Origin of the sequence: Pandoraea nosoerga, assembly GCF_902459585.1 — a bacterium.
In the GTDB taxonomy this organism is placed as follows: Bacteria; Pseudomonadota; Gammaproteobacteria; order Burkholderiales; family Burkholderiaceae; genus Pandoraea; species Pandoraea nosoerga.
On the sequence record NZ_CABPSC010000018.1, the window covers coordinates 1 to 17,763 of the forward strand.

General features: G+C 68.1%; 20 protein-coding genes. 14 read left to right on the forward strand and 6 right to left on the reverse strand.

Annotated elements, in window-relative coordinates; genetic code table 11:
* On the reverse strand, positions 1-462 hold a 462-nt coding region (locus PNO31109_RS19295; protein WP_503124987.1), incomplete at its 3' end, for a Rossmann-fold NAD(P)-binding domain-containing protein.
* Between the two features lie 445 nt (positions 463-907).
* Between PNO31109_RS19295 and PNO31109_RS19300 the strand changes: the two genes are divergently transcribed.
* The 11 genes from PNO31109_RS19300 (at position 908) to PNO31109_RS19350 (ending at position 9,571) form a co-directional block, all read left to right on the forward strand.
* Entirely contained in the window at positions 908-1,384 is a 477-nt protein-coding gene (locus PNO31109_RS19300; RefSeq protein WP_150557072.1) for an NUDIX hydrolase, read from the forward strand.
* On the forward strand, positions 1,381-2,541 hold the full coding sequence (gene mnmA, locus PNO31109_RS19305) for a tRNA 2-thiouridine(34) synthase MnmA (protein WP_174966477.1): 1,161 nt from the start codon (positions 1,381-1,383) through the stop codon (positions 2,539-2,541). The genes PNO31109_RS19300 and mnmA overlap by 4 nt, the downstream gene beginning before the upstream one ends.
* 73 nt (positions 2,542-2,614) lie before the next feature.
* The gene (locus PNO31109_RS19310; RefSeq protein ID WP_150557073.1) at positions 2,615-4,216 is read left to right on the forward strand and encodes an FMN-binding glutamate synthase family protein; all 1,602 of its coding nucleotides are present in this window, start codon (positions 2,615-2,617) and stop codon (positions 4,214-4,216) included.
* A gap of 215 nt (positions 4,217-4,431) precedes the next feature.
* Entirely contained in the window at positions 4,432-5,232 is an 801-nt protein-coding gene (locus tag PNO31109_RS19315) for a helix-turn-helix transcriptional regulator (protein WP_150557074.1), read from the forward strand.
* On the forward strand, positions 5,229-5,447 hold the full coding sequence (sctF, locus tag PNO31109_RS19320; RefSeq protein WP_150557075.1) for a type III secretion system needle filament subunit SctF: 219 nt from the start codon (positions 5,229-5,231) through the stop codon (positions 5,445-5,447). Before PNO31109_RS19315 ends, sctF begins: the two co-directional genes overlap by 4 nt.
* Entirely contained in the window at positions 5,444-5,920 is a 477-nt protein-coding gene (locus PNO31109_RS19325) for a DUF1039 domain-containing protein (RefSeq protein ID WP_150557076.1), read from the forward strand. Before sctF ends, PNO31109_RS19325 begins: the two co-directional genes overlap by 4 nt.
* Positions 5,917-6,273 (forward strand): type III secretion system inner rod subunit SctI, encoded by a 357-nt coding sequence (gene sctI / locus PNO31109_RS19330; RefSeq protein ID WP_150557077.1) that lies wholly within the window; start codon positions 5,917-5,919, stop codon positions 6,271-6,273. The genes PNO31109_RS19325 and sctI overlap by 4 nt, the downstream gene beginning before the upstream one ends.
* Positions 6,270-7,100, forward strand: coding sequence for a type III secretion system inner membrane ring lipoprotein SctJ (sctJ, locus tag PNO31109_RS19335; RefSeq protein WP_150557078.1), 831 nt, complete (start codon positions 6,270-6,272; stop codon positions 7,098-7,100). The genes sctI and sctJ overlap by 4 nt, the downstream gene beginning before the upstream one ends.
* Positions 7,097-7,744, forward strand: coding sequence for a type III secretion system domain-containing protein (locus PNO31109_RS19340; RefSeq protein WP_150557079.1), 648 nt, complete (start codon positions 7,097-7,099; stop codon positions 7,742-7,744). Before sctJ ends, PNO31109_RS19340 begins: the two co-directional genes overlap by 4 nt.
* The gene (locus PNO31109_RS19345) at positions 7,720-8,412 is read left to right on the forward strand and encodes a hypothetical protein (RefSeq protein ID WP_150557080.1); all 693 of its coding nucleotides are present in this window, start codon (positions 7,720-7,722) and stop codon (positions 8,410-8,412) included. Before PNO31109_RS19340 ends, PNO31109_RS19345 begins: the two co-directional genes overlap by 25 nt.
* On the forward strand, positions 8,405-9,571 hold the full coding sequence (locus PNO31109_RS19350) for a TyeA family type III secretion system gatekeeper subunit (RefSeq protein ID WP_150557081.1): 1,167 nt from the start codon (positions 8,405-8,407) through the stop codon (positions 9,569-9,571). The genes PNO31109_RS19345 and PNO31109_RS19350 overlap by 8 nt, the downstream gene beginning before the upstream one ends.
* Positions 9,572-9,751: 180 nt before the next feature.
* On the opposite strand, the gene PNO31109_RS19355 is transcribed toward PNO31109_RS19350, so the two are convergent.
* The 5 genes from PNO31109_RS19355 to PNO31109_RS19375 all read right to left on the reverse strand — a co-directional run bounded on the left by PNO31109_RS19355 (position 9,752) and on the right by PNO31109_RS19375 (position 14,157).
* Positions 9,752-10,165, reverse strand: coding sequence for an InvB/SpaK family type III secretion system chaperone (locus PNO31109_RS19355; protein ID WP_150557082.1), 414 nt, complete (start codon positions 10,163-10,165; stop codon positions 9,752-9,754).
* A 174-nt stretch (positions 10,166-10,339) separates the two neighbouring features.
* Complete coding sequence (locus tag PNO31109_RS19360) at positions 10,340-10,591, reverse strand: EscE/YscE/SsaE family type III secretion system needle protein co-chaperone (RefSeq protein ID WP_150557083.1); 252 nt, start codon at positions 10,589-10,591, stop codon at positions 10,340-10,342.
* Positions 10,566-11,945, reverse strand: a complete 1,380-nt coding sequence (gene sctD, locus PNO31109_RS19365) for a type III secretion system inner membrane ring subunit SctD (protein WP_150557084.1) — start codon at positions 11,943-11,945, stop codon at positions 10,566-10,568. Before sctD ends, PNO31109_RS19360 begins: the two co-directional genes overlap by 26 nt.
* 2 nt (positions 11,946-11,947) lie before the next feature.
* Complete coding sequence (locus tag PNO31109_RS19370; RefSeq protein WP_244958212.1) at positions 11,948-13,654, reverse strand: EscC/YscC/HrcC family type III secretion system outer membrane ring protein; 1,707 nt, start codon at positions 13,652-13,654, stop codon at positions 11,948-11,950.
* 2 nt (positions 13,655-13,656) lie between these two features.
* Positions 13,657-14,157 carry a hypothetical protein gene (locus tag PNO31109_RS19375; protein ID WP_150557085.1) on the reverse strand — a complete coding sequence of 167 codons (501 nt, stop codon included), beginning with the start codon at positions 14,155-14,157 and terminating at the stop codon, positions 13,657-13,659.
* A gap of 289 nt (positions 14,158-14,446) precedes the next feature.
* On the opposite strand from PNO31109_RS19375, the gene PNO31109_RS19380 reads away from it, so the two are divergent.
* The 3 genes from PNO31109_RS19380 to sctV all read left to right on the forward strand — a co-directional run bounded on the left by PNO31109_RS19380 (position 14,447) and on the right by sctV (position 17,762).
* Entirely contained in the window at positions 14,447-15,115 is a 669-nt protein-coding gene (locus tag PNO31109_RS19380; RefSeq protein ID WP_150557086.1) for a two component system response regulator, read from the forward strand.
* A gap of 155 nt (positions 15,116-15,270) precedes the next feature.
* A complete protein-coding gene (locus tag PNO31109_RS19385) occupies positions 15,271-15,672 on the forward strand; it encodes a hypothetical protein (RefSeq protein WP_150557087.1) in 402 nt (133 codons plus the stop codon).
* Positions 15,669-17,762: a type III secretion system export apparatus subunit SctV gene (sctV, locus tag PNO31109_RS19390; protein ID WP_150557088.1), complete on the forward strand. Its 2,094-nt coding sequence runs from the start codon at positions 15,669-15,671 to the stop codon at positions 17,760-17,762. The genes PNO31109_RS19385 and sctV overlap by 4 nt, the downstream gene beginning before the upstream one ends.
* Position 17,763 lies beyond the last annotated feature (1 nt).

The following is a 17,763-nucleotide window of genomic DNA, read 5'->3' on the forward strand; positions in this document are numbered from 1 at the left end:
CATCGGCATGAAGCGCTGGTAGAGGTTCGCGGCGAGCATCACCGCCTTGTAGCCCGCGATATTGGCCTGCGAGGACAACACGTCCATGCTCTGCGCACGCGTGGTGCGCGGTGCGGCTTCCAAAGCGAAACCGATGATGCCGGCGGCGGCCATGCGGGCGTTGTTCTGCGCGTCGAACGGGTTGAGCATGCCGACCACGACCGTGCCGCGCGGGATCTGGGCAAGTTCTTCCGGCGACGGCGCCCGCACCTTGAGCACCAGTTCGGCGCCCAGGGCGTCGCCCGCGCTGCCGAGCGATGCGCCCGCGGCCTCGAAAGCCGTATCCGGAACGCTGGCGGCGTCTCCCGCGCCGCGCCCGACCACCACCTGATGTCCCGATGCGACCAGCTTTTTCACCGTCTCGGGCGTGGCCGCGACACGGGTTTCGCCGGCAAGCGTCTCGGCGGGAATGCCGATTCTCATTGCGTCTCTCCTTGGGTTTGTGAACTGATCTCGTCAGCGGCCAAGGAGCCGTAGCCTCACGCTGCCGGGGGCAAGGCGCACTACCTGATTCGCCGCTGATGACATGAGTCCTGCACAAAACACTGCAAACGAACTTCTGCATAAACCGGTGATGCGGGTACTGCGACTGCTGGCTGCACGTGACGGGTGCTCGTCGAAGCTTACCCGAAGATGACAAACGCGCCTATTGCGCGAAACCGCATATGGATATGTCCGAAACCAGGGGAACGCGCATGCGAGACACCGACCGGCCGGTCGGTCGACGGATCGGCGCAGTCTCCTGCGCCAAAGCCCGCCAGACGGTAAAATGGCGCTTTTCCATCGGGTGAGGTCCGGGTTTCGCGCCCGGTTGGCGGCGAGGGGGGCGCAGAGGCGTCGTCCGTCCCGCACCCCGCAAGGATGTGCCATGAATGCACGCTGGAAGCCCAACGTGACGGTAGCGGCGGTCGTCGAACGGGACGGCCGTTTTCTGTTTGTCGAAGAGCGAAAGCCTGCGGGCCTGCTGATCAACCAGCCCGCCGGACATCTGGAGCGCGGCGAGTCGATCCTTGCCGCCGTGCGTCGCGAAGTCCTCGAAGAGACCGGTTATGCGTTCGAGCCCCAGCATCTGCTGGGCATCTACCTCGCGCCCGGCCCGGAGGACATTGCGTATCTGCGCTTCACCTTCGCGGGCGCCCTGGGGGCGCACGATCCGACGCGGCCGCTCGACGAGGGGATCGTCGGCACGCTGTGGCTCACGCCGCAGGAGATGCGCGCGCAGCGCGCACGGCATCGTTCGCCGATTCTCGAGCAGTGCGTGGACGATTACCTGCGGGGCGTGCGGTACGACCTCGCCATACTTCAGACCCATCCGGCACTGGCCGGCGGGCAAGGCAACACATGAGTCAAAAGCGCGTAGTGGTGGGCATGTCGGGCGGCGTGGATTCGTCGGTCACCGCATGGCTGCTCAAACAGCAAGGTTACGACGTCGTCGGCCTGTTCATGAAGAACTGGGAAGACGATGACGACAGCGAATATTGTTCGACCCGGCAGGACTGGATCGACGTGGTTTCGGTCGCCGATCTGATCGGCATCGACGTCGAAGCCGTCAATTTCGCCGCCGAATACAAGGACCGCGTGTTCGCCGAGTTCCTGCGCGAGTATTCGGCCGGGCGCACGCCAAACCCGGACGTGCTGTGCAACGCGGAAATCAAGTTCAAGGCATTCCTCGACCACGCCGTGGCGCTCGGCGGCGAGACGATCGCCACCGGTCACTACGCGCGCGTGCGCGAACGCGACGGACGGTTCGAACTGCTCAAGGCGTTCGACCACACCAAGGATCAGAGCTACTTCCTGCATCGCCTGAACCAGAAGCAACTGTCGCGCACCATGTTCCCGCTCGGCGAGATTCCGAAGACCAGGGTGCGCGAGATCGCCGCACAGATCGGCTTGCCGAACGCGAAGAAGAAGGACTCGACGGGGATCTGCTTCATCGGCGAGCGGCCGTTTCGCGACTTCCTCAATCGCTATCTGCCCACCAGTCCGGGGCCGATGAAGACGCCCGATGGCGCCGTCGTGGGCGAGCACGTCGGGCTCGCGTTCTACACGCTGGGCCAGCGCAAGGGCATTGGTCTGGGCGGCAGCCGCGAGGGCTCCGGCGAGCCGTGGTTCGTCGCGCGCAAGGACATGGCCAGCAACACGCTGTACGTGGTCCAGGGGCACGACCACCCGTGGCTGCTCTCGGCCGCGCTCGACGCCGAGGACCTGTCCTGGGTCGCGGGCGAGCCGCCCGCCGCGGGTGCGCGCGTCGGCGCCAAGACACGCTACCGTCAGGCCGACGCCGCCTGCGAGGTCGCGCGCGCCGACGCGCAGGCGCTCACGCTGTCGTTCGCCGAGCCGCAGTGGGCCGTCACGCCGGGGCAGTCGGCCGTGCTCTACGACGGCGAGATCTGCCTGGGCGGAGGCATCATCGCCTCGACCACGGCCGCGCAGGTCCCGGACGCCGGCAAGACCGCCGGCACGGGCGCTGCCGGCAAGCGCACCATTCTTAACACGCACTGAAGCCGCCGGCGCTTGCCGGGCGGACACCCGGCGGCGTGCCGGCGCGTGTCCCCCCCACAAGCAAGGAGGTTCCATGTTTTCGCGCCGATTCCTGGCTCTCTGGCTCGCCGTGGCGTTGCTCGTCGCAACGCTTGCGCTGGTGCTTCTCGACGGTTGGCACCCGTTCTGGCCGTTGCCGTTCGCGGCGCTGGCAGCGCTCGGGGCGTGGGACGTGGTGCAGCAGCGTCATGCCGTGCTGCGCAATTATCCGCTGTGGGGCCACTTCCGGTTTCTGTTCGAATTCATCCGCCCGGAAATTCGCCAGTATTTCGTGGAGGACGACACCTCCGAGACGCCGTTCTCGCGAGCGCAGCGCAGTATCGTCTACCAGCGCGCGAAGGCAGACGTCGACAGCCGTCCGTTCGGCACGGAGCTCGACGTCAAGGCCACCGGCTACGAGTGGATCGCGCATTCGCTCGCGCCGACGGTGCTCAAGGACCACGACTTTCGCATCATCATCGGCCCGGACCGCGCGCAGCCGTACTCCGCGTCGATCTTCAATATTTCGGCGATGAGCTTCGGTGCGTTATCGGCCAACGCGATCCGCGCGCTCAATCGCGGCGCCAAGCTCGGCAACTTCATTCACGACACGGGCGAGGGCTCCATCTCCGCGCATCATCGCGAGCAGGGCGGCGACCTGATCTGGGAGGTGGCCTCGGGCTACTTCGGCTGCCGTAACGACGACGGCACGTTCAACGCCGAGAAATTCGCGGCGCAGGCCACCACGCCGCAGGTCAGGATGATCGAGGTGAAGCTCTCGCAAGGCGCGAAGCCCGGCCATGGCGGCGTGCTGCCCGCAGCGAAGATCACCCCCGAGATTTCGGCCACGCGCGGCGTGCCGATGGGGCAGGACTGCATCTCGCCGTCGCGTCACAGCGAGTTCTCCACGCCGCTCGGCTTGCTCCAGTTCGTCGATCGGCTACGCAACCTGTCGGGCGGCAAGCCAACGGGCTTCAAGCTGTGCATCGGCCATCCGTGGGAGTTCTTCGGCATTGTCAAGGCCATGCTCGAGAGCGGCATCCTGCCCGATTTCATCGTCGTGGACGGCTCGGAAGGCGGCACCGGCGCCGCGCCGCTGGAGTTCACCGATCACGTGGGCGCACCGCTGCAGGAAGGGCTGCTGCTCGTGCACAACACGCTCGTCGGCGCGGGCCTGCGCGAGAGAATTCGCATCGGGGCGTCGGGCAAGATCATCACGGCGTTCGACATTGCGCGCACGCTCGCCATTGGCGCGGACTGGTGCAACTCGGCGCGCGGTTTCATGTTCGCGATCGGCTGCATCCAGTCGCAGAAGTGCCATACCGATCGTTGTCCGACCGGGGTGGCCACGCAGGATCCGCTGCGTCAGCGCGCGCTCGTCGTGCCGGACAAGGCGCAACGTGTCCAGCAGTTCCACGCACATACGCTGCACGCGTTGCAGGAGCTGATTCAGGCGGCCGGGCTGTCGCATCCTTCGGAGTTGCGCGCCCATCACATCGTCAAACGCGTGTCGTCCAATGAGATTCGTCTCATGTCCGAATCGCTCAAGTATCTGGAGCCGGGCGATTTGCTGCGCGGGCAATTCCGCTATCAGCTCTACGAAAAGTACTGGCCGATGGCGCGCGCCGACAGCTTTTCGCCCGCCGCGCTCGCCTGAGCGGCGCACTGCCGGGCCATCACCGCCCCGAACCCGACGCGTCGTTGCGTCGGGTTTTTTATTTTCGCGATAGCTTTTCTCCCAAAAACCAAAACCTCGCGGGGACGCGCCTCACATTAAGGTGTCCACCCGATGATGCTCGCGAGCGTGCTCGCCTATCTTGTGGCCTTCGACTTTGTCATCCCGCCGACGGATTGTCGTGAGAGGAGGAGCCTATGAGTACAGTGCGATTTCTGATCAGCCGCTACGACATCAAGCTGAAAGTGAACGGCCTTGTGCAAACGCTGCCAGCCGGAAGCATGACCGCGACCAGTCCGGACGCCACGGTCGAATGCGCGGGCCCCGTGGTGTCGCACGACTTCCATGCCTGCGATCTGCAGGCGCTGTACCCGGACGTGGTCGATCTGCTCGACCGCCGCCCGCTCGGCGTCTTTCACCGGCAGGCGGCGCGCACGCTCATCCTCGAGCCCACCATGGTCGACGTCGCCATGACGCTGCAGCAGGTCGATCGCATGGCGATGCTTCGCTTCTTCTACGTCTACTGCCTGTGCCGCGATCAGCGGTATTACTCGGCCATGCTGCGGCAGAGCATTGCGGGCAGCCACTCGCTGTTCGACTTCGTCGAAGCGAACTTTCATCGTCCGTGGCCGGTGGGGCGTCTTGCCGAGGAGTTCGGCATGCCGCTGCGCAAGTTTCGCTATCTGTTCCAGCAGACCTACGGCATGCCCGCGAAGCAGTGGTTGCTGGAGCGGCGGCTGCGACTCGCGCGCGATTTGCTGCTCTCCACTCGCCACAAGGTGCTCGACATCGCGCTCGAGTGCGGCTTCACCAATCACGCCCATTTCACCGATACGTTCCGCAAGCGCTTCGATTGCGCGCCGACGGAAATCCGGCTCGGCACGCCGCCGCAGCGCGGCGGGCGAAGGATAGCGATGCCGCGCGCCGATGCCTACGCCGCGATGCGCGCCGACCTCGTGGGCGGCCACGGGGTCGCGGCCGATGGAGGTGTGCAATGAACGTCGAAGAAGTGCATCGCGGCATGTCCGAGGGCGTGCGGCGCATGTCCGACGAGGCCACACAGGCGCTTCGCTCGGGCGAAGCCAACGATCCGCGCCATATGCTCGAGGTGCAGTTCAAGCTGCAGCAATTCTCGACGATGGTCGGGCTGCACAGCGCGTCCATCAAGCTCATCAAGGACACGGTGATGGGAATCATCGGGAAGATCGCATGAAGCGCGTGCGGGGCATTGGCACGACGGCGCCCGAGCCGTCCCTGGACGCCGTCACGCGGCAGACCGTGGTGGAACTGGCGTTCGCCGGCGCGCAGCACGGCATGCACGGCGAGGCGCGCACGATTCTGGACGCGCTCCCCGCATTGGTACCCGAGCGCGAGACGCGCGAGTGGCTGCACGCCGCGCTGCTCATCGCGCTCGGCGACACGCAGGCGGCACGGGCCTGCCTCGCGCGCTTCGAGGCCGCAGACGGGCGCTTGACGCCGAGCGTCGCGGTGCTCGCCCGGTGGCTTGCCGAGGCGGCGCCGGCCCAGGTCGACGCGAACGGCTCCTTCGTCTCTTCCGCCGCGGCTTCCGTCGCCGCTTCCGTCGCCGCTTCCGCCGTCTCTCCCGCCGCCTCGCCTTCCTCGTTCTCATCGTCTCCATTGTCTCCATCGTCCCCCTTGTTCTTCTCTCCCCGGTCTCCATCATGACGATTGCTTCCGCTTCCTACGTTGCCGTACACGCTGCCGCCACAGCGGCGCCCGCCGTTCCGGCCCCCAAGGCTGCGCCCCCGGGGCCGACGGACGCCGCCCGTTTCGGGCATGCGCTGGCGAGTGCACCGGCGCTGCCCGAACATCATCTGCTGAGCGCGGCGGGAAAGCTCGCGGGCCATTCCCAACATATCGTGCAGCGCGTGACGGCCGACGACAGCGCCGTGGGCGATCCCGTGCACCTGCTCGCCATGCAGCGCCATCTGACCGAGCGGGTGCTGGCGCTCGAGTTCGTCGCGAAGGTCGCGGGTGCGAGCACACAGGGCATCAACAAGCTGGTGCACATGCAATGACGACCCGCGCCTGCCCGCTGCGGGCGACGGCGCGTGCGCGGCACGGCGTGCGCGGTGCGCCGCAAAGACTGGTGCGACGGTTTCTCGCCGTCGTGCTGACGTTGACGCTCGCGGGCTGCAAGGTGGAACTGCACCGATCGCTCAGTGAGACGGAAGCGAATCAGATGCTGGCGCTCCTGCTCGTCTCCGGGCTGCAGGCCGACAAGCGCGCCGATGCGAATGGCGTGACGGTGCGCATCGAGCGGGGCGATTTCGTGCGCGGCGTGGAGGTGCTTCGCCAGCACGGATTGCCGCGAGAAAAGCGCGCCTCGGTGGCCGACGTTTTTCCCGCCGGGCAGCTCGTCAGTTCACCCGTGCAGGAGCAGGCGAAGCTGGCGTTCCTCAAGGAGCAGCGACTGGAGCGCATGCTCGCGTCGCTCGACGGCGTGATGGCCGCGGAAGTGTCGATCGCGCAGGTTCCGACCGATTCGGCGGGACGGGCGACGCTGCCGCCGGGCGTCGCGGTGTTCCTGAAGTACAGCCCGGAGATCAACATGACGCAGCGCATGACCGATATCCGCAGCCTCGTGCATGACAGCGTGCCGGGCGTGACGCCAGAGCGCATCAGCATCGTGCTTCAGCCTGCCGACTATCGTCTGCCGCGCGCGGCGCTCGATGCGCAACAGGCGCGGCAAGGCCGGCGCTTCGTTATGGACGGCTGGTCGTGGGTGGCGCTGACCGGCGCCGCCGCGGCGCTGCTGGGCGGCGGCGCCGTAATCCTGCACCGGCGCGGCGCGTGGCTCACGCGTGTGCTGCGGCGGGGGCGGCGCACGGACGACACGCCATGAGGCAAACGACGGGCGCCGGGCTCACCAGGCTCGGCCGGCTGATCTGGCAGCCCGGCGCGTGCATGGACGAGGGTTGGTGGCGCACCTTCGAGATGGCGCCGTGGCGCGACGCCTATCGCCGCCATCCGGCGTGCCGGCCCCGCATCGACGCGATGTTGGTCGCGCGGCGCGGCTGGCCGTCCTCGGCGCGGGCGCCTTGCTGCGTGCCGCCGCACAGCGACGCGGCGCGCGCGATGCTGCGCCTCGTGCCCGGCCTTCGCCGCGTTGCGCTGGCTTACGGTCTGCGCGTGCTGGGCTGCCCGGACTACCTGCTGCTTGGCAGCTTCCGACGGGCGCTGTCGCCGTGGCTGGATGCCTGGCAATGCGATCGTCTGCTGCTCACGCGCAGCGAGTGGCCGGCGCGCTCGTCGGTTGTTCCGGAGGCGCTGGTCGCTGAAGCGTTGGCGACCGCGGGAGCGTGCCTGGACGCTGCTGCCGCTGCGTCGCGTGACGATGTCGCCACCGTAGGGGCTGCCGCGCGCATTCTGTTGCCGCCGGCGCCTGTTGCGGCGCGCGCGAGCGTCGCACAGGCGGACGTTGACGGAATCTGGCAACGCTTCGCCGCGTTGGAGAAGATGTTATGTATGTCGTCGACTTTGCCTTGACCGCCATCGAGCGGATGGACGGCCCCGCTCCGGCGGGGCCAGTCGTTTTGCGCGAGGCACTGGTGCGCCTGCGCGACGAGACGCGCCAGCGCACCGCATGGCTGGAGCAAGCGCGGGCCGAACGCGACAGCGCGCTCGAAACGCGGGCCCGGGCGGAGCGCAATGCGCGAACGCTGCGCGAAACCACATTGGCCCAGGCGCGTGAGCTTGCCCGGCGGGAAGCCGCGGCGAACGCGCAAGCCGCTCGCCAGGCGGCGGTGATGCAAGCCGTCGACTGGCTCGTCGACGAGGCGCTGCTCGAGCGCAAGATCGTGTGCTCGCTCGAGCGCCGCATTGCACAGACGCTGACGCAGGCGCTGACGAACTTCGTCGAGTCGCAGGATGTCGGCGCGCGCATCGCACAGCGCGTAGCGCGCGCGTTGCCCTCGCTCGTGCGCGAAGGGGCGCTCGTCCTGCGCGTGCCGCCGGCGCAGAGGGAGGCCGTTGCCACGGCGTTGCGAGGCGCCGACATCGTCCTCGCCTGCGAGCCCGACGAGACCCTCGCCGGGCATCAGGCACGCCTCGAGAGCGAATGGGTCACCGTGTGCCTCGATCTGGAGGCCGATCTGGCCGCCGTCGTCGAGCGCCTGCAGCGTAACGGTCCGAGTCTGGAGGTCGCCAATGGTTGACCGTCTGCCGGGATCCGGCGCACTGGGGAGTGTCGGCGCGGCGCCGCGGGAGAATACCGCGCCGGCGCGCGCTCCGGATGACGAATGGGAGGGGCTCGACGGTGACGGCGCGCCATCGTCACGCGCGAGCGCAAGCGCGTCGTGCGTGGCGCCGGGCGGCCATCTCGCCCTGATCGAGGCGGCGATCGCGCAGAGCGAGGAAGCGGCTGTTGCCGAGTCGCAGGAGAATCTCGGCTTTGCGCTTGGCGTTCGATTCCGCCGCGGCGGCGAGCACAGCGTGCGCGACGACAAGGACCGCGCGCGTGCGCTCTTTGAACAGCAGATCTATCGGCTCGCGCGCGTGAGCGGCGTGCAATTCGAAACGCTGCGCGAACAGATGCGCGACCTGCCGTTCGTTCCCGATCCGCTGCAACTGCTCCGGCAGGCGGGACTGTCGGCCGGGCATGCGGCGTTGATCGTCGCGGCGTGGCTTGCGCAAGACGCGCCAGACGGGCTCGACGCCGGCGCGCGCAAGCGTCTCAATCAAACCCTGGAGACGCTGACGGCGGGCGAGGACTGGGCGATCGAGGCGTTCGCCGCGCTGGAGTGTGGCGGCGCAGGGGCGGTCAGTCCTCAATTGTTGCAGCAGCTCAGGACGCTGTTTCGCCAGGCGCGCACGACGCAACGGTCCCTCGCGCAATGGTTCGACCAGTGTCGCCGGCTTCCGGAACGACGAGCTCGCCTGCGAGCGCTGCTGCAGGCATTGGGCCTCGAGCTGGGCGCGCAGCGCGCCGACGCCGACATGGCGCGTCTTGCGGCTGTGATCGACGACGTTCGGCGTGTGGTGCTGTTTCTCACGCTGGAGTCATGCTGCGCGCAATCCGCACATGCGGTCCATGCCGCAGGATGGCGCGCTTGCGATGCGGACAAGATGATCGTCGAGGTGCTGACGCTGCTGGATCAACCTTGGGTTGGCGTCGAATGGCTGGTGCAGCGCGCGGCACATCTGGGCATTCCGTCGGCAGGAGCGCGCTATGCGTATGCCCGCGAACTGACGTGGCTGGTGCAATCAGCGCACGAGGGGTGCTTTCGCGACGAGACACAACGGGAGGCGATCAGTGAAGCGCTGGACGAATGGCGCTCGGGGCTGGCGGAGGAGTGCGGGGCGGTGGGCGCATGAGCCCGGGGCGAGATGCACGCGCTCGCGCGACGCGAGGACGGAAACGCTTGAGGTCGGAGGTTCGGGGGGCGGGGGGGCGGGGGGCGGGAGCAGGAACGGGCCGGCGCCGGTGCACATCGGCTCACATCGGCCCACATCGGGGCACGGCGCATGCGCAAGAATGGACGTCGCCGTTGCGACTCAGGCGCGCAGGTGTTCCTGACAGATCTTGATGCGATCGTAGAAATCGGTGAGTGCCACGGCGAAAGGCTCGGGATCGGCCGTCGTCTCCTCCTTCATCTGGGCGTGCAATACGAGTTGGTTGCCGCGCTCGCGCAACTGAACGTGGCCCGTGACAGCCCAGTCCGCGGGCTCGATGAGAAACTGAAGCAGGCGTTCGCTGTTGGCGCGGTGCAGGCGTGCGGCTTCGTCACTCGCCACGACCGCGTGGATGCCGCACGCCCGGTTCTCGAGCGTCTCGACGACGATCGTCGGCGAGGCCGTAAACGTCAGTTCGATGGGGGAATGATTGTCGACGGCGTCGATCCGGCTCGGATCGCAGCCGATCAACTTCAGCGCTTCGACAAGAGTTTGAGCTAGGTCGTGACTTGGCATGATGTGGGTGCAAGCGTGGAGGAAGTCGGTACTGTGTCCCGCGTGTAGGCCATCCGGCGAGGCAGACGAAGACTGGGACGACGATGCGTGCGAGGCAAGACACGCAAGCTTGCCATGGCCGGCGAAGCGGGGCTTTCGTCGTCTGAGCCCGGTTGTCGCTTCCGCGCACGCGCATTACCCGGAACGCTTTGACGACGCGCCATAAGACGTGCCGTAGCGGTTCGCCATGCGCATGAGGATCGTGCGCGCCGCCCGCAGCGCCTGGGATTGCGCGATCAGCGCGGCATGCTGCGCCGGCGCGAGGGGCCTTCGCAACGCGCGCTGCAACGACGCGTCGGCCGCGTCCAGGCGGGCGCCGAGCTCCCGGGCGACGGTGTCGGGGGACGCGGCGAGCCGGTCTTCAAGGTGCGTCAGACGGGTCGTCATGGCGAATCTCCGGGGTCAATGGCAGGTAAAAGAGCCGGTCGTGCGCGCCGATCGAGACCCCGTCGGGATGGATCTCGACCACGCGCGTGCCGCCGGGCAGACGAACACCCCGGGCGAGGCGCGTGCCGTCGGCGAGCGTGAGCTGCGGCGAGTCGGGCGCGCCGCCGATACTGACCAGCGGCGCGGAAAAGCCCGTTTCGGCAAGCGTCGGGATCGGCGGCGGCAACGGTTCGATGCGCACGGGCAGGCCCCGCGCCGCAGCGCTCCACGCGTCGGCGATGCCTTTGAGCGACGCTTGCCGGCCCGCCGTCATCGCGCCGGTGAGGCGCCAGCCGTGGCGATCGCGCGAGATGTCGATGCCATGCAGTTGGCGGGCGTCGCGCAACGTCCGGACCAGCGCGTCGAAGCCGTGCGATGTGCCGTCGGCCACGCGCCAGCCATGCGGGAGCGCCAGCGCGTCCAGCGCGTCGGATACCGCACGCCAGCGCGCGTCGGCCACCAACACGCCGCCGACGACGACAGCGCCGTCCGAGGCCACGCTCACCTGCGCTGCGCCATAGCCGTGCAGCCGCAGCAGTGTGGCGGCCGATTGCGCGGCATGCTGGGGGCACCACGTCTCATCGTTGAGCGCCTTGCCGAGCCAGCGTGCTTCGGCACGCAGACGGGCGAGCACGCTCTCGTCGAAGCACCCGCCGCCCAGATGCACGACGTCGCCGGCGATGCGAAGCGTGGCGCCCGGAGCGATCCGGGCGGCCAGGAGCCTCAGGCTGTCGGGTTGCGGCGGGACCGAGATGACGTTGGCTGTGCCGGTGCGCCAGACCGCCACACCCGCCGAGGCGATCATCAGCGTGAGACACGAGATGGCGATCCACGCGGCGCGGGAGCGTTGCCGCCTGCGTCTTTTTCCGCGCTCGGGCGCCGGCCCGTGGGGGCTCGCGGCGGTGCCGCGTGGCGAGGGCGATGACGTTTGCGACGCTTCCGGCTGGCGCGCCGGGCGGCGCGGCAGCGGCACGGGCAGCGGTTTGCTGCCGTCGCTGAACCAGACGCCGAGTCCGGCGAGGTCGATGGGGGTGTGGAGCGGGAGCCGATGCGCCGGGGGTGGGCAGACCTCCGCTTCGGCGCTGGCTTCCAAACCGGTCGGCTCGTTCGCGAGGCACAGCGCGCGTCCGTCGATCCACACGGGCGGCTCACCGGTCAGCGCTACGCCCTGTGCGTCCACGTGCAACGCAATGCGCACGCCATTTTCGAGCGCCACGGCGATGTCCGAGTCGCCGTCGCCAAGCGTGAATGTCCCGGGCGGCATCGGCAGCGGGCGTCCCGCGAGGGGGCCTTCTAGCAACGTCAGCGTCAGCATGATCACGCACCCGGCAGGCCGGCGGCCGGCTCCGCCTTGATAAGAAACAGCCGCATCACGCTGTCGTTGCGATGGCTCGTGGAACTGAACAGCCGGCCGATGAACGGCAGGTCGCCGAGCAGAGGGATCTTGCGTTCGTGTTCGTGCTGCGCGTCCTGCACGAAGCCGCCGAGCAGCAGACTCTGCCCGGCCTGCAACGTGGCGTGCGTGGCGATCGACGAGTTGCGGATCGACGGCACCTCACTGCGCGAGGCGCGTTCAGTGCGCGCCTCGCCGCCGTCTTCGATGTTGAGCGTGAGCATCACCTGCTCGCGCCCTTTCTCTTCGCCGGGGACGAGCCGCGGCGTGACGCGCAGCAATGATCCCGTCGTCACGCTCTCCAGTTTGGCCACCTTTTCGCCGGCAACCTTCGTGTAGAACGTGACACTGCGATCGAGCACGGCCTGCATGTTGTCGAGCGTGACGATCGATGGCCGCGACAGCACCCGCGCCTTCGAATTGCGCTCCAGCGCGTTCAGATTGAGCATGAACCTGTTGGTGTCGCCGATCACCGTGGTGAACGTGCCCGATTCGCCCTCCTGCGTCGGTCCGTTGAGGGCGACGCTGCCGAAGCCGCCGAGCCGCGCGCTGCCGGAAAGATCCACGCCCAGCTCGGCGATGTCGCTTGCGTTCACGTCGATGATGGCCACCGAAATGTCGACCAGACGCGGCCGCACGTCGAGCTGCGCGATCAGGTCGCCGTAGATCGGCAGGTTGCGGCGGCGCTCGCGCACGATGACCGCATTGCGGCGAGGGTCCGCCGAAAAGCGCGGCGTGCCGGCGCGAGCGGCCGTCGCGACGGCGGCGGCCGAGTCGGCCTCGCTGCCGTCGACAGACGCGCTCGCCGCGGTGGCGACCAGTGGGCCGGCGCCGAGGATCAGGTCCTTGAGTACGCTGACAACGCCTGGCACGACGACCTCCTGCCCGCGATAAAAGTACCTTGTGTCGTCGGCGGTCGCGAATTTCAGGGGAAATATCTTGATGGTCTCTTCGCTCTCTTGCTGTTCGCGGGCGTCGCGCTCGACGTATCGGGCGAGCATCGTCACGGTGTCGATGCACGCCGGCACGCCCGCGATCTCCAGCGCACGGGTTGCCGGAATCGCCCGTGCTACACAGTGTCTCGCATGGAGGACGCCGGCCCCGCGCAGGTGCGCGAGCAGATCGTCGGGCGGCGCGTAGCGCAACGGCACGACGCGCCGGGTCGCTTCGCTGGCCTTATAGATGTTCAGCGTCTGGCCGTTGAAGTACCACGAAAGCCGATAACGTTCCGAAAGCGCGTCGAGCGTGGTCTGCGCGGCGCCCGGCGGCAGTGTGCCGATGAAGCGGTCGTCGACCCGTGCGCTGACGACCGTCGGAATGCCATGATGCGCGCCGAAGTCGCGCAGCAGCTCCGCAAGCGGTGTGCCCGCGCTCTGGAAGACGAACGGGCCGCCGCGCCACACAGGGTTCGCACCGGGGGACGCGGAGGGTACGTTCGCCGCATTCGTTGGGTTCGCCGCATTCGTTGCGCTCGACGCCATGGTTGCGGCCAGTGCGTTCGATGGGGTCGGCGCCGTCGCGGCTGCCGACACCGCCGGCATCGCCGCAACGGCGGCGATCGCCGCACCCGTCGCGCGCAGCACGGGCGCGGCGAGCAGTGAAGCGATCCGGCGCGAGCGCAGCGCTGACACGATCAGCAACGTCGCGCATCCGGCAGTCGCGCGCTGCCGTGGATTCGCGGCGGGGCTGCGTTCGGCGCCGCCGGGCGTGCGTCCCGTGAGGCGAGCATCGCACATGCCAGCAACTGACGGCGAAGTTGCGCCTCTACGCACGCAACGGGCGCTTTGGCGTCGAATCGATGCAGCCACCAGACGGTGTCGCTCGCAATGCACAGGCTGTCGTCACGCAGCTCGTGCGAGGCTGCCAGCACGAGCGCGAGGTGCATCAGCCAACGCGAGAGCGGCGTGTCGTCGCGCAGTGCCGCATCGAGCGCGCGCGTGCCGAGGGGGCGCGGGCAAGCCCCGTGCGCAGTGATGAGTGCGCCCGGCCACGGCACTGCCGTTGCCACGCAGAAGCCGTCGCCGGCCGGGCACGTCCAGCCCGGCTGGCCGTCGAGCTCGAGCGCGATGCGGGCGCCTTGTACGTCTCGCGGGGAAATCCAGTCGAGTGCGGCAAGCGCAAATGGCAAACGCATAAGTATCGGAAGGAGGCGGCACCGGGGCGCCGGGAAAACATGCGTTTTCGAAATCCGCCCGCGCCGACACGTCGACGGGGCGTCGCGGTGAAGACGGAAATTATCCGGCGAACGTTACGTCACGCCATCGGGCCCTGACCTGAACTGACGTCGTGCGACGCCACTTTCCCGAGTTTTCCTACACCGGGCGCGGGGCGATGGCACAAGAATCGGCCGCCTGGACAAATTTCGAAAGAGAGTGATCAAGAATCCCTATGGATTTGAACTACTAACTATCGAGGAGATACGAATGACGGGGTGCGTCGGTGTCATCGTCGTCGAGGATCACGAACTGCTCGCGGACGGCCTGTGCCGGCTGGTCGAGTGCGATCTCGGCTGGCGAGTCCTCACCAGGGTTGCCAACGGTCTCGACGTGTACCGGGCCTGCCAGGTCCATCGTCCTGCGTTGATGCTGCTGGATCTGGGCCTGCCCGGCATGGACGGCGTCGATGTGATTCATCAATGCATGCAGCGCTGGCCTGACCTGCGCATTCTCGTGAACTCGGCCAGCGACGACAGCGAGCGCGCGCGGCAGTCGCTCGACGCAGGTGCTCGCGCGTTCGTGCTCAAGAGCAGCCCGCGCCGAACGCTCGTTCACGCCGCCCAACAGGTCATGCGCGGCCACCGTTTCGTCGATCCGGCCGTCTTCGGCGGCGCGCTCGAGACGGTGCGCAAGCCGCACACGCCTCGCGCGACACGCGCGTGCGACGTCGAGACCCCCGAACAGTCGCTGACGCTGCGCGAGCGGCAAGTGCTCAAGCTCGTGGCCGAAGGGCAACGCAACCGGGACATCGCCCAGGTGCTATCGATCAGCGTGAAGACGGTCGAGACGCATCGCCTGAACATGATGCGCAAGCTCGACGCGCACAACGTGGCGGACGTCGTGAACTGGGCGCACCGGCTCGGCATGATGATGTGACATGTCCCGGCACCGCGGCGGCGGCGCACGCGCGCCGGTTGCGAAAACTCAGGTCCGCGCCGGATAGGCGCGCGGCGCATGCCTGGGTGACCATCGCCGCTACTTTTTGTCTCCTCTCCCGCACCGCCGGCTCCAAGCCGGCGCGGCGCCCGTCGATGGACACTCAGACGCAACGCAAACTGGAGCATTTGTTCGAACTGCTGGCGCTGCCCGCGCAGCGGGTGGCGCCGCGCATGCGCCTTGCGCTGGGCGTCTCGTGCGTGTTGATGATCGACGCCGGCACGGACGGCGTGACGCTCGTCATGAAGCTGCGCCGCCCCGGCCCGGGCGCGTACCGCTGGCTCTTGCACATGTTGCAGGTCTGCGTGCCGGAGTGGAGTCCCGGCATTCCGGTGCGGGCCTGCGTGGCGCAGGGCCGTCCCATGCTGATCGCCACGCCGCCCGCGAGCGGTAACGCCCAGGCCACCGATTGGCTGGCCTGCGTGACGCGCATGCGCCGTGTGCTCGAGCACATCGACGCGCGACGACAGCGCGAGACGTCGGAGGCCTGGGCGTGAGCCGCCCGCTGACATGGCTGCGCATCGCCGCGGGGCGCCAGGACATCGTGCTGGCGAGCCTGCTGCTCGTGACAGTGCTGATGATCATCATCCCGATGCCGCCGTCGGTGATGGATCTGCTCATCGCGCTCAATCTCGGCGTGTCGCTGCTGCTGCTCATGGTCGCCCTCTACATCAACGAGCCGCTCGACTTCTCGGCGTTCCCTTCCGTGCTGCTCATGACCACGCTGTTCCGGCTCGGCCTCACCATCAGCACCAGCCGGCTGATTCTGCTGCGCGCCGATGCGGGAGACATCGTCTACACGTTCGGCGACTTCGCGGCCGGCGGCAACATCGTGGTGGGAATGATCGTGTTTCTCATCATCACCGTCGTCAACTTCATCGTGATCACCAAGGGCTCGGAACGGGTGGCCGAGGTGGGGGCGCGCTTCTCGCTCGACGGCATGCCCGGCAAGCAGATGAGCATCGACGGGGACCTGCGCGCGGGGGCGATCGACGCGGCCGAAGCCCGGCGGCTGCGTCGCACGGTGCAGAAAGAGAGTCGGTTCTACGGCGCAATGGACGGCGCGATGAAATTCGTCAAGGGCGACGCCATTGCGGGGCTCGTGATCATCGTGGTGAACCTGCTCGGCGGCATTGGCGTGGGGGTCTTCATGCACGGCATGAGCGCGGGCGACGCGGCCGCCATCTACGCCATTCTCTCGATTGGCGACGGTCTCGTGTCGCAAATTCCCGCGCTGCTCATCTCCGTGACGGCCGGCATCATCGTAACGCGCGTGCCCGGCGAGCAGCGCCGCAACCTGGCGCGCGAACTGACCGATCAGTTGGCCGCCCAGCCGCGCTCGCTCATGCTTGCCGCCGTGGTGCTTCTGCTCTTCGGACTGATTCCCGGCTTCCCGATGCATTACTTCGCCTTGCTCGGTGCACTGGCGGGCGGCGCGGCGTGGTGGGTCGCGCGGCTCGCGCGCGAGGCGGGCACGAAGGCCGGCGACGACGGGGCCACGGGCGAGAGCGCGACGACCGCCGGATCCGCCAAATCCCTGGAGGGGCGCCCAGGGGCGCAGCCGTTGCAGGCCCGCGTGAGCGAAGCGCTCGCGCAGGCGTGCGGCGGGCCGACGGCGCTTGCGGCGTGCGTCGATGCCCTGCGCAGCCGGAAGTTCGAGCAGTTTGGCGTGCCGATGCCGCAAGCGGAAATCGTCGTCGACAAGACGCTGGGCGAGCACCGGCTGGATATCGCGCTGTACCACGAAAGCGTGATGTCCATCGACGTCGCGCCGCTCGAGGCGTTGGCGCGTCACGACGCGGCGCACCCGCTGCCCGCGCTGCGCGCGCTCTCGGCCGGGGCTCCGCGCGAGATGCCGCTGCCGTTTGGCGGACAGACATTGTTCTGGCTCAATGGCCCGCAGGCTAAGGAGTGGCGCGCGCTTGGCGGGACGGTGATCGAGGGGGCCGAGCGCGTTGCGCACTGCGTCTCGCTGGTTATCGACGCGCATGCCGCCGACTTCCTGGGCGTGCAGGAAGCGCGTTTCCTGATGGACGCCATGGAAGACCGCTATGGCGAACTCGTCAAGGAGTTGCAGCGGCAGTTGCCGATCAGCCGCACGGCCGAGGTTCTGCAGCGGCTGGTGGCGGAGGGCGTGTCGATCCGCGATCTGCGACGCGTTTTCGAGGCACTGATCGAGTGGGCGCCCAAGGAGCGCGACCAGATCATGCTCACCGAGTACGTGCGCCTCAGCCTGCGCCGCCATATCACGCGCCGCTTCCGGCGCGGCATGGCGCACATCGCCGGGTGGAACGTAGGGCGCGGCATCGAGGACACGGTGCGGGCAGCGGTGCGTCAGACGTCGTCGGGCTCCTACGCCGATCTCAACCCCGCACAGACGGACGCCATCCTCAACGCGATCGACGCGGCATGGCTCGCACACGACGGCACGCCCGCCGTGCTGTTTACCGCGATGGACGTGCGGCGCTTCTTGCGCAAGCTGATCGAGCGCGAGCGCGCCGACCTGCCGGTGCTGTCATTCCAGGAAGTGGCCGACGAGCCGCATCTGCGCGTGCTCGGCACCATCGACCTGCAGGCCGCCTACTGAC